13 protein-coding genes and 3 tRNA genes are annotated in these 13496 nt (G+C 55.5%); 7 read left to right on the plus strand and 9 right to left on the minus strand.

The genetic code is table 11. From position 1 onward, the window contains the following. Positions 1–8 precede the first annotated feature (8 nt). Complete coding sequence (rbsK, locus tag WFL93_RS14750) at positions 9–926, minus strand: ribokinase (RefSeq protein ID WP_336778454.1); 918 nt, start codon at positions 924–926, stop codon at positions 9–11. 371 nt (positions 927–1297) lie between these two features. Between rbsK and deoR the strand changes: the two genes are divergently transcribed. Both deoR and ettA read left to right on the plus strand, forming a co-directional pair. Further along, on the plus strand, positions 1298–2062 hold the full coding sequence (gene deoR / locus WFL93_RS14755; RefSeq protein ID WP_049851550.1) for a DNA-binding transcriptional repressor DeoR: 765 nt from the start codon (positions 1298–1300) through the stop codon (positions 2060–2062). A gap of 238 nt (positions 2063–2300) precedes the next feature. Next, entirely contained in the window at positions 2301–3968 is a 1668-nt protein-coding gene (ettA, locus tag WFL93_RS14760) for an energy-dependent translational throttle protein EttA (protein ID WP_008101764.1), read from the plus strand. 49 nt (positions 3969–4017) lie between these two features. Here ettA and nadR read toward each other — a convergent pair whose 3' ends face one another. From nadR to serB, 3 genes are all read right to left on the minus strand, one after another. Beyond that, positions 4018–5244, minus strand: coding sequence for a multifunctional transcriptional regulator/nicotinamide-nucleotide adenylyltransferase/ribosylnicotinamide kinase NadR (gene nadR / locus WFL93_RS14765; protein ID WP_007886868.1), 1227 nt, complete (start codon positions 5242–5244; stop codon positions 4018–4020). Positions 5245–5349: 105 nt separating this feature from the next. After that, positions 5350–6735 (minus strand): DNA repair protein RadA, encoded by a 1386-nt coding sequence (radA, locus tag WFL93_RS14770; protein ID WP_007886867.1) that lies wholly within the window; start codon positions 6733–6735, stop codon positions 5350–5352. A gap of 13 nt (positions 6736–6748) precedes the next feature. After that, the gene (gene serB, locus WFL93_RS14775; RefSeq protein ID WP_007886866.1) at positions 6749–7726 is read right to left on the minus strand and encodes a phosphoserine phosphatase; all 978 of its coding nucleotides are present in this window, start codon (positions 7724–7726) and stop codon (positions 6749–6751) included. 107 nt (positions 7727–7833) lie between these two features. On the opposite strand from serB, the gene WFL93_RS14780 reads away from it, so the two are divergent. Beyond that, complete coding sequence (locus WFL93_RS14780) at positions 7834–8508, plus strand: YtjB family periplasmic protein (protein ID WP_336778455.1); 675 nt, start codon at positions 7834–7836, stop codon at positions 8506–8508. Here the strand turns inward: WFL93_RS14780 and yjjJ are convergent. The 4 genes from yjjJ to WFL93_RS14800 all read right to left on the minus strand — a co-directional run bounded on the left by yjjJ (position 8505) and on the right by WFL93_RS14800 (position 11462). Next, a complete protein-coding gene (gene yjjJ, locus WFL93_RS14785) occupies positions 8505–9827 on the minus strand; it encodes a type II toxin-antitoxin system HipA family toxin YjjJ (RefSeq protein WP_336778456.1) in 1323 nt (440 codons plus the stop codon). The genes WFL93_RS14780 and yjjJ overlap by 4 nt on opposite strands. A 120-nt stretch (positions 9828–9947) precedes the next feature. Continuing rightward, positions 9948–10631 (minus strand): pyrimidine 5'-nucleotidase, encoded by a 684-nt coding sequence (yjjG, locus tag WFL93_RS14790; RefSeq protein ID WP_049851411.1) that lies wholly within the window; start codon positions 10629–10631, stop codon positions 9948–9950. 8 nt (positions 10632–10639) lie between these two features. Continuing rightward, positions 10640–11080 carry a ribosomal protein S18-alanine N-acetyltransferase gene (gene rimI, locus WFL93_RS14795; protein WP_336778457.1) on the minus strand — a complete coding sequence of 147 codons (441 nt, stop codon included), beginning with the start codon at positions 11078–11080 and terminating at the stop codon, positions 10640–10642. Beyond that, positions 11052–11462, minus strand: a complete 411-nt coding sequence (locus tag WFL93_RS14800) for a DNA polymerase III subunit psi (RefSeq protein WP_036620286.1) — start codon at positions 11460–11462, stop codon at positions 11052–11054. The genes rimI and WFL93_RS14800 overlap by 29 nt, the downstream gene beginning before the upstream one ends. Before the next feature lie 106 nt (positions 11463–11568). On the opposite strand from WFL93_RS14800, the gene rsmC reads away from it, so the two are divergent. The 4 genes from rsmC to WFL93_RS14820 all read left to right on the plus strand — a co-directional run bounded on the left by rsmC (position 11569) and on the right by WFL93_RS14820 (position 13068). Next, positions 11569–12600 carry a 16S rRNA (guanine(1207)-N(2))-methyltransferase RsmC gene (rsmC, locus tag WFL93_RS14805; RefSeq protein ID WP_336778458.1) on the plus strand — a complete coding sequence of 344 codons (1032 nt, stop codon included), beginning with the start codon at positions 11569–11571 and terminating at the stop codon, positions 12598–12600. Positions 12601–12742: 142 nt separating this feature from the next. Next, a tRNA-Leu gene (locus WFL93_RS14810) sits at positions 12743–12829 on the plus strand. Between the two features lie 36 nt (positions 12830–12865). Next, positions 12866–12952, plus strand: a tRNA-Leu gene (locus WFL93_RS14815). A 29-nt stretch (positions 12953–12981) separates the two neighbouring features. Beyond that, a tRNA-Leu gene (locus WFL93_RS14820) sits at positions 12982–13068 on the plus strand. 93 nt (positions 13069–13161) lie between these two features. Here WFL93_RS14820 and WFL93_RS14825 read toward each other — a convergent pair. Next, a complete protein-coding gene (locus WFL93_RS14825; RefSeq protein WP_336778459.1) occupies positions 13162–13446 on the minus strand; it encodes a DUF1435 domain-containing protein in 285 nt (94 codons plus the stop codon). Positions 13447–13496 lie beyond the last annotated feature (50 nt).

A 13496-nucleotide genomic window follows, 5' to 3' on the forward strand; every position in this document is an offset into this window, starting at 1 on the left:
ACTCGACCTCAATTAACGTTGAGAAAACGCTGGAAGGTTTCCGCGTCGGGATAGGAGCGCTGCGTGCCGCGACCGGTCACGCTGCAGGCGGCATAGGCGGAGGCTTGCGCCATCGCGCCCGCAATATCACCGGTTTTTACCAGCTGGTGAGCGAAGCAGCCGATAAAAGCATCGCCCGCACCGCTGGTGTCGACGGCTTTTACCGCCGTAGGTGCAACGTGGTGCAGCTGGTCGCCAGACATCCACAGCGAACCGCGTCCGCCGAGCGTGATGATCAGGTTTTTCAGCCCGCGATTCAGCAACGATTGCCCCGCCAGCTGCACCTCTTCATCGCTGTTAACCGGCATGCCGGTCAGGATCTCCAGCTCGGTTTCGTTCGGCATGAAAAAGTCGCATTTGCAGGCGTAGTCGATGTCCAGATTAGCCACGGCAGGCGCCGGATTGAGGATCACTTTGATTTCGTGCTGGCGGGCAAAATCAATGGCGTAATAGACCGTTTCCAGCGGGATCTCCAACTGCAGGATGATCAGTCGACAGCTTTTCAGTGCGTCGGCAGCGGCATCAATATCCGCCGGTTTCAGCTGCTGGTTGGCGCCTTTAATGATCAAAATGCGGTTCTGTGATTGATCGTCAACGAAAATCGGCGCCACGCCGCTCGAGGTGCCGGGCGCGGTGGTGACAAAACGTGTATCGACGCCTTGCTGTTGCAGGTTGGCCACGGTGTTGGGTGCAAACAGGTCGTCGCCCACTTTGCTGACCATCATCACGCTGCCGCCCAACTTCGCTGCGGCCACTGCCTGATTAGCACCTTTGCCGCCACAGCCGATGGCGAAGTCAGGCGCTTCCAGCGTTTCGCCCGCTTTAGGCAACTGATTGGTATAGGTAATGAGGTCGACCATGTTCGACCCAATAACCGCGATGTCCATTGTGCTCTCCTGGTGAATTTTTAACTTTATAATGTTATAAAAATCACAATATCAGGTTAATAAAGTTAATTATGTGATAAATTTCACACCTATGAGCGCTGATAAAAAGCCGTCCTCACGCCACTTATTCATGATAAAGAATGTTATTATTCTAACATTGCAACATCATTGAGCACGCCGTCTGGCGCTGAGCGCAGCGGCGGGATTGAAACGAAATGGCAGGATGGCGTGGCGTTTGCGGGCCGATCTCATTACAGGTAAGATTGAAAACCGGCCTGCTGAATACGTCGCAAATCATTAAAATCTGTGAGATTTATCGTGATTTTTGACCAGGCAACTTCGACTTCAGGATTAATTACGCAGAGATGATCATGGAAACCCGGCGCGACGAACGTATTCACAAATTAGCTCAGGCGCTAAAACGCACCGATAAACTGCACCTGAAAGATGCGGCACAGTTGCTGGGCGTGTCGGAAATGACCATCCGCCGCGATCTTACCGAACCGGCCTCAACGGTGGTGCTGCTTGGCGGCTATATCGTTAGCGATCCTAAAAGCCATGCCGGACACTATTTCATCTCCGATCAGCACGGACAAAACGCCGCACGTAAACAGCGCCTGGCGCAGGCTGCAGCGGATCTGATCGGTGAAAATGACACGGTGTTTTTTGATTGCGGCACCACGCTGCCCTACATCGTCGATGCGATCCCCGATACCTTGCCGTTCACCGCGATTTGTTGCGCGATGAACACCTTCCTGGCGCTGAAGGAGAAACCGGCCTGCAACGTGATCCTCAGCGGCGGCGAATTCCATGCCGATAACGCGCTGTTCACGCCGATTGGCGCGCATTCGATCCTCGACGATCTCTGCCCGACGCTGGCCTTTATTTCGGCGGCGGGTATCGATCAGGAGCAGGGTGCCACCTGCTACAACATCAACGAACTGGCGATGAAGCACCACGCGATGCTGCGCGCCCGTCAGCGCGTGCTGGTGGCAGACAGCAGCAAGTTCGGCAAAGTGCTGCCAGCACGGATTGGTGAGCTGCGTCGCTTTGATTTGTTGGTGAGCGACAGCGCACCGGAACCGGCGCTGAAGAACTGGCTGGCGCAACATAACATCCCACTGCGCCTGCCATAAGATCATAGTTCCTGTATTTTCAATAATCGGCTCACGATCCATACCCTAAATAATTCGAGCTGCAGCAAGGCGGCAAGTGGGTTCATCCCCAGTCACATACATAAGTATGTGACTGGGGTGGACACACGCAGCCAACGCCGCTGCAGCTCGAAGTATGACGGGTATGAATAAAAGGGGAAAACGGCTAAACTTCTGCATCAGTAGTCCACCACTCACAGACCAAAAGGCTCAATACAACGTGGCTCAATTCGTCTATAGCATGCATCGCGTCGGCAAAGTCGTTCCGCCGAAGCGTCACATCCTGAAGAATATTTCACTTAGCTTCTTCCCTGGAGCAAAAATCGGCGTCCTCGGCCTGAACGGTTCGGGTAAATCGACGCTGCTGCGCATCATGGCCGGTATCGATACCGATATCGAAGGGGAAGCACGCCCACAGCCGGGCATCAATGTTGGCTATCTGCCGCAGGAACCGCAGCTCAACCCGGAACACACCGTGCGTGAATCCGTGGAAGAAGCGGTTTCCGAAGTGGTGGGTGCGCTGAAGCGCCTTGACGAGGTTTATGCGCTGTATGCCGATCCGGATGCCGATTTCGACAAGCTAGCCGCCGAACAGGGTCGTCTGGAAGAAGTGATCCAGGCGCACGACGGGCATAACCTCGATACGCAGCTGAATCGTGCGGCAGATGCGATGCGTCTGCCGGATTGGGATGCCAAAATCGCTACGCTCTCGGGTGGTGAACGCCGCCGCGTCGCGCTGTGCCGTCTGCTGCTGGAAAAACCAGACATGCTGCTGCTCGACGAACCGACTAACCACCTGGATGCGGAATCCGTGGCGTGGCTTGAGCGCTTCCTGCACGACTTCGAAGGTACCGTTGTGGCGATCACGCACGACCGTTACTTCCTCGATAACGTCGCAGGCTGGATTCTGGAACTGGACCGCGGCGAAGGTATTCCGTGGGAAGGTAACTACTCTTCCTGGCTGGAGCAAAAAGATCAGCGTCTGGCGCAGGAAGCTTCTTCTGAAGCCGCTCGTCGCAAATCGATTGAGAAAGAGCTGGAGTGGGTGCGTCAAGGCGCGAAGGGCCGTCAGTCTAAGGGCAAAGCCCGTCTGGCACGCTTTGAAGAGCTGAACAACACCGATTACCAGAAGCGTAACGAAACCAACGAACTCTTCATTCCACCGGGTGCGCGCCTTGGCGACAAAGTGCTGGAAGTGACCAATCTGAAGAAATCGTATGGCGATCGCGTACTGATCGACGATCTGACTTTCTCGGTACCGAAAGGCGCGATTGTCGGCATTATCGGTCCGAACGGCGCGGGTAAATCGACCCTGTTCCGCATGATGTCAGGTCAGGAGCAACCGGATTCCGGCACCATCGAGCTGGGCGAAACCGTCAAGCTGGCGTCAGTGGATCAGTTCCGTGACGCGATGGACAATTCCAAAACCGTGTTTGAAGAAGTTTCTGGCGGCCAGGACATCATGCGCGTGGGCAACACCGAGATGCCAAGCCGTGCTTACGTTGGTCGCTTCAACTTCAAAGGCACCGATCAGGGCAAACGCGTGGGTGAGCTGTCAGGCGGTGAACGCGGTCGTCTGCACCTCGCGAAACTGCTGCAAGTGGGCGGCAACCTGCTGTTGCTCGATGAACCGACCAACGACCTCGACATCGAAACCCTGCGCGCGCTGGAAAACGCCCTGCTGGAATTCCCAGGCTGTGCCATGGTGATCTCGCATGACCGTTGGTTCCTTGACCGTATCGCCACGCACATCATTGACTATCAGGATGAAGGCAAGGTGGAGTTCTTCGAAGGTAACTTTACCGAGTACGAAGAGTACAAGAAACGCACCCTCGGCGCCGACGCGCTGGAGCCAAAGCGTATCAAGTACAAGCGTATGACCAAGTAATTGTTATAACGTGAAAAAGGCGCCGACTGGCGCCTTTTTTATTGCTGAATTAGCTGCCTAACATCTGCTTCACCAACTCCACACAGCGCAGGAATCGCGCATCGTAGTCATCCTCTTTAACGTGGACAAACTCGATATTATTTTCGCGTAGCATGGTGACCAGCATGGTCTGGAATTCACGGCGATCCATTGAGCTGCCGAGGCTGCGTAAACCATCCGCCACCCACGGCACGTTATTCTCCAGCAGAATCACCAGATCGAAACGGTACTCATCAATCAACGCCTGCACAAACGGATGCTCGCGCCCTTCATACTTAAGGCAAAATGCCTGCGTGGTAATGAAATCGGTATCGATAAAGGCGACTTTGCTGGCGTATTTCACCGCGAAATCGATGTACTGCGCCTGTCCCAGCGCGATTTTGTCGTAGTCGGAATATTGCAGCGCCATCTCATCGCCGCCGAGGTGCGAGAAGACATAGTCGCGGCCATATTCCCACGCGCTGGTGGTATTGAAGATGTTGGCCAGCTTATTCACTAGCGTTGATTTACCGCTCGATTCACCGCCCAACACCGCTACGGTGCGCACGAAGAACGGCTTCACTTCGGTAGGAATATATTCCCAGTAGCGGAACGGATCCTGACGAATCTGGCCGCCGCTGATGTTCATAAACGATCGGTTGGGATCGACAACCACCGCCGGAATGCCGAGGTGCTGCTCATACATCGCGGCATCAGGCTCTTCACTGGTGTAAACACAATTCGGCTCAATGCCCTGCTCAGCCAGAAACGTTTTAACGCCGCCGCTCCACACATCCCAGCCGTGCGGATAAGGTTCGATGCCCTCTTCGTTGAATGAGTGAATACGGATATTTTTCTGGTATTTGAAGGTTTGCAGCAGCCAGCGTAAACGATCGCTGATGGTCGGCTGCTGCGACATGGCGCTGTTTTCAAACAGTTCACGATCGCGCGGATCGTCGTGACCCATGATGATGTGCAGTTCATCCACCTGGCTGCAGGCGCGTTGGATCAAATAGATGTGACCGGTGTGCAGCGGATAAAATTTACCGAACACCACGCCAACGGTTTTGTCTCGGCGCGGAAATTCCAGGCCCAGAAAACGGTGCAATGCTTCCAGCTTCTGCGCACTGGGGCTTTTAATTTTGGCGTTGAGCAGCTGGCTTAAGTAGCCTTTGGTCATTCCGCTGGCGTCGGCAACCTGCTGCAGCGTGTGGCCTTGCTGGCGAATGGCTGTTTTCAGGTAGTCAAACGATGACATTTAGTGCCTCCTGCGTGGAATAAAGGGCGGTGCGGCCTTTAAGACGGTGCGCATAAATGCGCACCCTACGTACGTAGGGTCGGCATTCATGCCGACCGGCAAAACTTACAACTCATCCAGAATCGCCAGCGCATCCGCCAGCTTCTTCGCGCTATACACCTTCATCCCTTCTACCGGCTTCTTCGGTGCATTGCCGGCCGGGACGATAGCGCGCTTAAAGCCGTGCTTCGCCGCTTCGGAAATACGCTCCTGACCACTCGGCACCGGACGAATTTCGCCCGCGAGCCCCACTTCGCCAAAGATAACCAGATCCTGCGGCAGCGGACGATCGCGGAAGCTCGAGACCATCGCCATCAGCAGCGCCAAATCGACGCTGGTTTCGGTGACTTTCACCCCGCCAACCACGTTGACGAACACGTCCTGATCCGCCATCTGCAAACCACCGTGGCGATGCAGCACCGCGAGTAAGATTGCCAGGCGATTCTGCTCCAGACCTACCGCTACGCGGCGCGGATTACCCATCATTGAGTGATCGACCAGCGCCTGAATCTCCACCAGCAGCGGACGCGTTCCTTCCCACAACACCATCACCGAACTGCCCGAGGTGATCTCATCACCGCGTGACAGGAAGATAGCCGACGGATTGCTCACTTCGCGCATGCCCTGCTCGGTCATGGCGAACACGCCGAGCTCATTCACCGCACCGAAACGGTTTTTGTGGCTGCGCAAGGTGCGGAAACGCGAATCGGCATCACCATCCAGCATCACCGAACAGTCGATACAGTGTTCCAGTACTTTCGGACCGGCCAGCGAGCCATCTTTGGTGACATGGCCGACCATAATGATCGCCACCCCGCGCGTCTTGGCGAAGCGCGTTAGGTACGCGGCGGTTTCACGCACCTGTGCCACGCTGCCCGGCGACGACTGGATCTCCGCCATGTGCATCACCTGGATTGAGTCGATCACCATCAGTTTCGGCTGCTCCTGCTCGGCGATCAGGCAGATCTGCTCAATGCTGGTTTCCGACAACATATTCAGATTTTCGGTCGGCAATCCCAGACGATGGGCGCGCATCGCCACCTGTTGCAGCGACTCTTCGCCAGTGACGTACAGGGTTTTCATCCCTTCCGCCAGCTTACACATCACCTGCAGCAGCAGCGTCGATTTACCGGCACCCGGATTACCGCCAATCAAGATGGCGCTGCCCGGCACCACGCCGCCGCCCAGTACGCGGTCGAACTCTTTGAAACTGGTAGAGAAACGTGGCAGCGCTTCAAGACTGATCTCCGACAGCTTCTGCACGCGGCTAACGCCCGCGTTGCCGCCGGCATAACCGCTCAGACGCTCGTTACGCGCTGCCGCAGGCGAGGCGGCAATGCGCACCTCGGTGATGGTGTTCCATGCGTGGCAGGCGCTACATTGCCCCTGCCAGCGTGGATAATCAGCGCCGCATTCGTTACAAACGAAGGCGCGTTTTGCCGCTTTGGCCAAATCAAATCCTCAGTTAACGCTCTTCGTGAATCAGGCTGCCGGTCAGGATGCAGAACACCCCCATCAGGTCAGCATGGCGGATGATGATTTCCGTCTGCTCATTCACTTTAGGTTTAGCATGATAGGCGATACCCAGCGCCGCGGTTTTAATCATCGGCAGATCGTTAGCACCATCGCCAATCGCCACGGTTTGTTCCGGGGCGATGTCAAAGCGTTGGGCCAAATCATTCAGGGTATCGGCTTTAAATTGGGCATCGACAATCTGTCCCAGCACCTGGCCGGTCAGCTTGCCGTCGCGAATTTCCAGCTCATTAGCGACTGCTGCTGCCAGATGCAGCGTCTGGCGCAAATAGTCGGCGTAGAAAGTGAAGCCACCCGAGGCGATCGCTACCTGCCAGCCCAGCGCCTGCAGTTTCTGCACCAGCGTGGTTAAGCCTGGCATCAGCGGCAGCGCATCGCGCACCTGCATCAGAATATTGGCATCGGCGCCCGCTAAGGTGCCCACGCGCTCGCGCAGGCTGGCTTTGAAATCCAGCTCGCCGCGCATCGCGCGTTCGGTGACTTCCGCCACCTGCTCGCCGCAGCCCGCCAGTTTGGCGATCTCATCAATGCACTCAATCTGGATGGCGGTAGAATCCATGTCCATCACCAGTAAACCTGGCGTTTTCAGATGCGGAATTTTGCCGAGCGGTGCCACATCGAAACCGGCTTCATGCGCCAGTTTACTAGCACGCGGCGTCAGCGAACCGGCTAACCGTACCACCTGATACTCATCGACATTCCAGGCGCTGACGATCACCATCGCCGCACCGAGCTTGTGCTGATAATCGGTCAGTTTTTGTTTATCGAGTCCGCGCCCATACAGCAGCCAGCCAGTCCGACCAGCACGGTAATCCAGCGGCATGACTTCATCACCGCTGAGGGAAAGGGGTAAACCCGGCCAAAGTGAGACATCGGCGGGCAGATCGCACCAGGTAAGACGATTTGGCATTACAGCTCCTGTAGGGACAACAAAACCACGCAAGAGGCTACCTTGTCTGCGCGGGTTCTGGCAACATAATTGCCAGCCTTTCTGCTGTTACATCACACGGGTTTCTGATGGTCAAAACCGCACTGAAATTTCGCCTGCATCGCACGGTGATTGTTCTTATCTCGCTGGCTCTGTTAGTGGTGCTGATGCAAGGCGCATCCTGGTTTAGCCTCGGCCATCAAATGGCCCGCTCTGAACAAGTGGAAGAGCTGGCGCGCACCCTGACCAAACAGGTGGCGTTTAGCCTCAAACCGCTGATGGATAACAGCGACGATAACCGCACGCAGATTGCCGCGATCCTCAACCAAATGACCGACAACAGCCGCATTCTTGATGCCTCGGTTTACGCCGATGATGGCAGCCTGGTGGCGCACAGCGGTGAGGGCATTAACGTACGCGATCGCCTGTCGCTGGATGGCAAACGCGCTGGCAGCTACTTTAACCATCAAATTGTGCAGCCGCTGGAAGGCAAAGATGGCCCGCAAGGTTTTCTGCGTGTGACGCTGGATACTCATGTACTGGTGACCGAATCACGCCAGGTGGATAACACCACTAACATCCTGCGTCTGATGATGTTACTGGCGCTGGCCATCGGCATTATCCTGACGCGAACCCTGTTACGCGACCGCCGCACCCGCTGGCAGCAATCGCCGTTCCTGCTGACGGCGAGCCGCACGGTGAAAGAGGATAATGAGAAAGAGGAAGAAGAAGCAGCGGCATCAGAGACAGAAAAAGGGCGTTAAGCCATTTTGTGCAACGTCACCTGCATCGCCTCCAGTTGCTGTAATGCCTGCTCGGCGATGCTGCGGAAGTTCTCGCTGAACGCAGCATCAGCTTCAATCGCCTGCCAGTAGGTTTTTGCCATCACGCTGGCTGCGCGCCATATCGTTGCGGGCAGCGTGAAGTCCAGCGTCATTTTAACCTCATCGCGCATATGCCCCTGAGAATTGGGTGCCAGTGCCATTGGCAACATGTCGTAAGCCGGTGTCAGACTGAAACGTTCATCATCAGTAAAAAATGACAGATTGCCCGCGTGCATATCACTATTGGCAATTAAGCGCCCAAATGCCCATTGCAATGTCCCACGCTCTACTGCTGCAGTATCAATACGCTGCTGATGCTGCAACTCACGCAATGCGCCGGGCCAAAATTGCTGCTGACCGATAAATTCAGCGCTTATCGCTTCGAGTGAACTCATGCAGCGACGACCGCGCTGAGTGACGCGATCAAAACGCTGCACCTCAAGAAATAATTGTCCTTCAGTGTCAATCAGTTGACTATGTGCGGCAGGTAACCCGGCTGCTTGCATATGTTGCAATGCGAGATGCTCAGCACGTAATAAATCACGCCAGCGTTCAGCATTTTCGCTTTGACGTGCCACTGTGAATTTCACCAGACAATGGCGCTCGCCATTCGCCGTTGCGGCATAGCCAAGGAATTTGGGTTGTTCACCACCGGCAGAGGATCCCGGTTCATCACCACTCAGCGCCTGTTGCGCCAGCTGCGGATAGCGCACGCTTTTTTGCGCTTCGCTGATGGCTTGCGGTGCGGGCTGTTGCAGCCAACGCTGATATGTTATGTCACCAACAATAAAAGCACCCGGCATATCAATCCCGCCGTTCGCCAGCGCCATCAGGCACTGCTCGTCACTCCAGAGACGAATATCGTCAGTCAGCCCGAGCTGTGACGCAAATTCCCGGCCCCATTGTCGGCCCAGAAAGCCTTGCGGACGCATCTCCTGCAGGAACCACGGTAAGCCATCGTAAAAGTGGCCTTGACCGTGCTGGTCCAGATGCAGACAACTGCCCTGCGGCCAGGTTGGTAACAGAGTGCCTGCGGACGTTGACTGGCCTTCAGCAGAAATGCGGTACAGCGGGAAACGGTTTTCACCACGGATAGGCCGCAGCAACGCATAACGTGTCGCACGCGCTTTACCCCATTTCACAATCTGCGGCTGCTGCCGCAGCTGGCGTGAAAGTGTAGCCTGGCTGATAGGCAATCGAGCCAGCAGATCCGCTGCGCTAAGCGGCCCTTCCAACAGCAAACTTTGTATATCAGCCATTGCCGTCACCTTGCCGAATGAATAGATTCGTGAATAGATTTATGCATAGATAATAACATAAAAAAAGCCCGCACAGCGGGCTTCTTAGCATCATCATGAGGTTAACGATGAATAGATACTTTAACCTTCAGTAATTAACGCTTCCAGCTCGGCCAGCGTTTTTACCTGCCAGGTTGGCGTGATCTGTTCTGGTAACGGACGCGTGCCGTGATCGATCCAGCAGGTCTTCAGGCCAGCATTCATGCCGCCGAGAATGTCCGATTCCGGTGTATCGCCGACCATCAGTACGCGGCTACGATCCGGGTTACCGAGCAAGGCCAGGGTATGATCAAAAATCGCCACGTCCGGTTTCGGCACGCCGACTTGCTCAGAAATCACCAGCGCATCGAAAACATCACGGAATCCCGTGCGTTCCAGGCGCGCCTGCTGCAGCGCGGTGAACCCGTTGGTGATGATGGCAATCTTCACTTTGCCCTTCAGCGTCGCCAGCAGATGTGCAGCGCCCTCCAGCGGCAGGCAGATATCGGCCATCGCACTGAGAAAATCGCTGTTGAGCACTTCCGGTGCCACGCTAAGTTTTTCGCCCCACAAGGTGAAGCGACGCGTTTGCAGCTGCAGCGCCGAAATGGTGCCGTTCTGATAATCCACCCACAGCGGTTTGTTGATCGCCTGATAATCGCTGTAATCCTGCGCGCTGAACTGCACGTCATATTGCGCGAACATACGCTGCAAACCGGCATAAGCATCAAAATGGAAAAGCGTGTCGTCTGCATCAAACAGGATGCAGTCCCAATCGTTTAGCATGGTGCTCCTTAAAGCGTTAGCGCCATAATGATGGCATCTTCTCGTCCGCTGGCAGTGGGATAATAGTTAGGGCGTACGCTGACTTCGTGGAAATCCAACTGCTCATACAGGGCAATCGCCGCCGTATTTGAGGCGCGCACTTCCAGCCACAGCGTCATCACGTCGCGCTGCTCGAGCTCAGCAATCAGATGCTGCAACAGTTGGCGTGCATAGCCGCGACGCTGGAAATCAGGATCTACCGCAATGTTGAACAGCGATGCTTCATCCAGCACCACTTGGGTGATGGCGAATCCGGCCAGCTTACCGTCGGATTCAATACGGTAATTCACAAAACGTTCGCCTTGATTGCTGGCAAACGTCTGTTCGCTCCACGGAAAGGCATGCGCGCGGCGCTCAATCGCCAGCAGCTGCGGCTGGTCTTCAGGGGTGACTAAAGAGATGGCTATCATGGTTACACATCTGTTGCCACAGGGCGCGTTTTGCCGCGCCGCTGCTGATCAGTTCATTGAAAACGGCGGTGGTGAAAGTTATGCCGTTAAAGGGATGTTCGCTCTCGACGCCCAGCAGCCAGCCGGCGCAGTCAACCTGCTCCGGCAGCATTTGTAGCTGCTCTGGCGTCAACGCCATCACCTGCGCAGGTTGGATATTCAGCGCGCGCAGCACGTCGCGAATCAGCGGTTCTTGCAGCGTTGGCGCCTGTTCGGCCACCAAGACTAAACGCGTGTCGGGTAAAAGCGTGACGGCAATTTCCCCTTGCAGCACGCGCGGACGCCGCAGCTGATACTGCGTGATCCCCATTTGCTGTAGAAGCCAGTCGCGCCTTGTGCTCATGCTATTACCCGTTATGCTGCCAGAATGCGACGCTATGCTAGCAAACCCATCGAACATGCGCCAACAAAGCACTATAATCGCCGCTCTGATTTAACAGGAGTGCTCCATGTCTGCTTTTACCCCGGCCAGCGAAGTGATTCTGCGCCACAGTGATGAATTTACCGCCCGCAACGTGTTGTTCGCTGGCGACCTGCAGGATGACCTGCCCGCCCAGCTAGAAACCGCGTCAAGCCGCGTGCATACCCAGCAATATCATCACTGGCAGAACCTTAGCCATCGCCTCGGTGAACGTGCGGTTTACAGCATGGTTGCCACGGCTGCAGATGTTGAAGGCTGCGATACGCTGGTCTATTACTGGTCGAAAAACAAACCCGAAGCGCAGTTCCAGCTGCAGAACCTGCTGTCACTGCTGCCGGTTGGCTGCGATATCTTCGTGGTGGGTGAAAACCGCAGTGGCGTGCGCAGCGCCGAAGGCATGCTGGAGGCGTGGGCGACACTGGAGAAAGTCGACAGCGCGCGCCGTTGTGGCCTGTATCACGGTCGTCTCGATAAGCAGCCAAGCTTTGACGCCAGCGGCTACGGTAATACTTATCAGCTCGACGATCTCACCATCCACACTTTACCAGGCGTGTTCAGCCGCGATGGTCTGGACATCGGCAGCGATCTGCTGCTCTCCACGCTGACGCCGCACTTCCGTGGCAAAGTGTTGGATATCGGCTGTGGCAGCGGCGTGCTGGCGACCGTGATGGCCAAAGTGTCGCCGCGCGTGCGGTTGTGGCTGTGTGATGTCCATGCCGCCGCCATTGAAGCCAGTAAAGCGACGCTGGCGGCGAACGAACTCGAAGGTGAAGTGTTTGCCAGCAACGTGTTCTCTGACGTGACCGGCCGTTTTGACATGATCATCTCCAACCCGCCGTTCCACGATGGTCTGCAAACCAGCCTGGAAGCGGCCAACACGCTGATTCGCGGTGCGCTTAAGCATCTAAACAGCGGTGGCGAACTGCGTATCGTGGCCAACGCCTTCCTGCCCTATCCGCAGATTCTGGATGAAACCTTCGGCAACCACGAAGTGCTGGCGCAAACCGGCCGCTTCAAAGTGTACCGTGCCGTGTATGGTCGCGGTGCCAAAACGCGTTAATCCGCGATAATACCAGCGCGACGGCAGAAACGTTGCTTTTTACAGCGATCGTTTTGCCGTCGCGAAATATGTGTTGACGCAATGAGTAAAATCTCTAAAATGCGCCTCCGTGGTTAGCAATACTTTAGAGTGTTGTTAGTTTGCGATGGTGGCGGAATTGGTAGACGCGCTAGCTTCAGGTGTTAGTGTTCTTACGGACGTGAGGGTTCAAGTCCCTCCCTTCGCACCAAACTAATAATCACACAGTTTATATCGTACGCACTGAGCGATGGTGGCGGAATTGGTAGACGCGCTAGCTTCAGGTGTTAGTGTTCTTACGGACGTGAGGGTTCAAGTCCCTCCCTTCGCACCAATGCGATGATATAAACAGACAACTAAGATGCGATGGTGGCGGAATTGGTAGACGCGCTAGCTTCAGGTGTTAGTGTTCTTACGGACGTGAGGGTTCAAGTCCCTCCCTTCGCACCAACAGTTGTCACTCCTTCCCGGCAGTAAATTCCCAAAAAGATTTTTCCAACGAACTTCACGCTCTTAGCGTGATGTTGTCGTTTCTGCGATTTATCAGATAACGTGGAAATTGACCGACACCGCCGCCAACCCGCCTGCCAGCGCCAGGCATGAAGGCAGCAACAAATAGTGACGCAGGCGATGGTGAAACAGCATCACCACGGTCAGCAGCAGCGCTACGATCATCACCACGCGCCATTGGCTGAAACTCGGTTCCCATAACGCGAAAATCGGCATCGCTGCGCAAGGTAGTAACACGCCCCACCCGCTGTCCAGACGTTTACCCATTATCCAGCTCACACCCCATAAGCCGCAGGCGGCCATCATCGCCATGATCATCGCGCAACCCTCAAATGATAAATATTCGTATTATCATATGATAATATTTC

The organism is Pantoea sp. USHLN256, from assembly GCF_037149875.1.
Taxonomy (GTDB): Bacteria; Pseudomonadota; Gammaproteobacteria; order Enterobacterales; family Enterobacteriaceae; genus Pantoea; species Pantoea nemavictus.

What these genes read in the sequence shown, in the direction of transcription:
- rbsK (WP_336778454.1), bottom strand. Translation starts at nt 926, where the DNA reads ATGGACATCGCGGTTATTGGGTCGAACATGGTCGACCTCATTACCTAT.
- deoR (WP_049851550.1), top strand. Translation starts at nt 1,298, where the DNA reads ATGGAAACCCGGCGCGACGAACGTATTCACAAATTAGCTCAGGCGCTA.
- nadR (WP_007886868.1), bottom strand. Translation starts at nt 5,244, where the DNA reads ATGTCATCGTTTGACTACCTGAAAACAGCCATTCGCCAGCAAGGCCAC.
- serB (WP_007886866.1), bottom strand. Translation starts at nt 7,726, where the DNA reads ATGCCAAATCGTCTTACCTGGTGCGATCTGCCCGCCGATGTCTCACTT.
- WFL93_RS14780 (WP_336778455.1), top strand. Translation starts at nt 7,834, where the DNA reads ATGGTCAAAACCGCACTGAAATTTCGCCTGCATCGCACGGTGATTGTT.
- yjjJ (WP_336778456.1), bottom strand. Translation starts at nt 9,827, where the DNA reads ATGGCTGATATACAAAGTTTGCTGTTGGAAGGGCCGCTTAGCGCAGCG.
- yjjG (WP_049851411.1), bottom strand. Translation starts at nt 10,631, where the DNA reads ATGCTAAACGATTGGGACTGCATCCTGTTTGATGCAGACGACACGCTT.
- rimI (WP_336778457.1), bottom strand. Translation starts at nt 11,080, where the DNA reads ATGATAGCCATCTCTTTAGTCACCCCTGAAGACCAGCCGCAGCTGCTG.
- WFL93_RS14800 (WP_036620286.1), bottom strand. Translation starts at nt 11,462, where the DNA reads ATGAGCACAAGGCGCGACTGGCTTCTACAGCAAATGGGGATCACGCAG.
- rsmC (WP_336778458.1), top strand. Translation starts at nt 11,569, where the DNA reads ATGTCTGCTTTTACCCCGGCCAGCGAAGTGATTCTGCGCCACAGTGAT.
- WFL93_RS14825 (WP_336778459.1), bottom strand. Translation starts at nt 13,446, where the DNA reads ATGATCATGGCGATGATGGCCGCCTGCGGCTTATGGGGTGTGAGCTGG.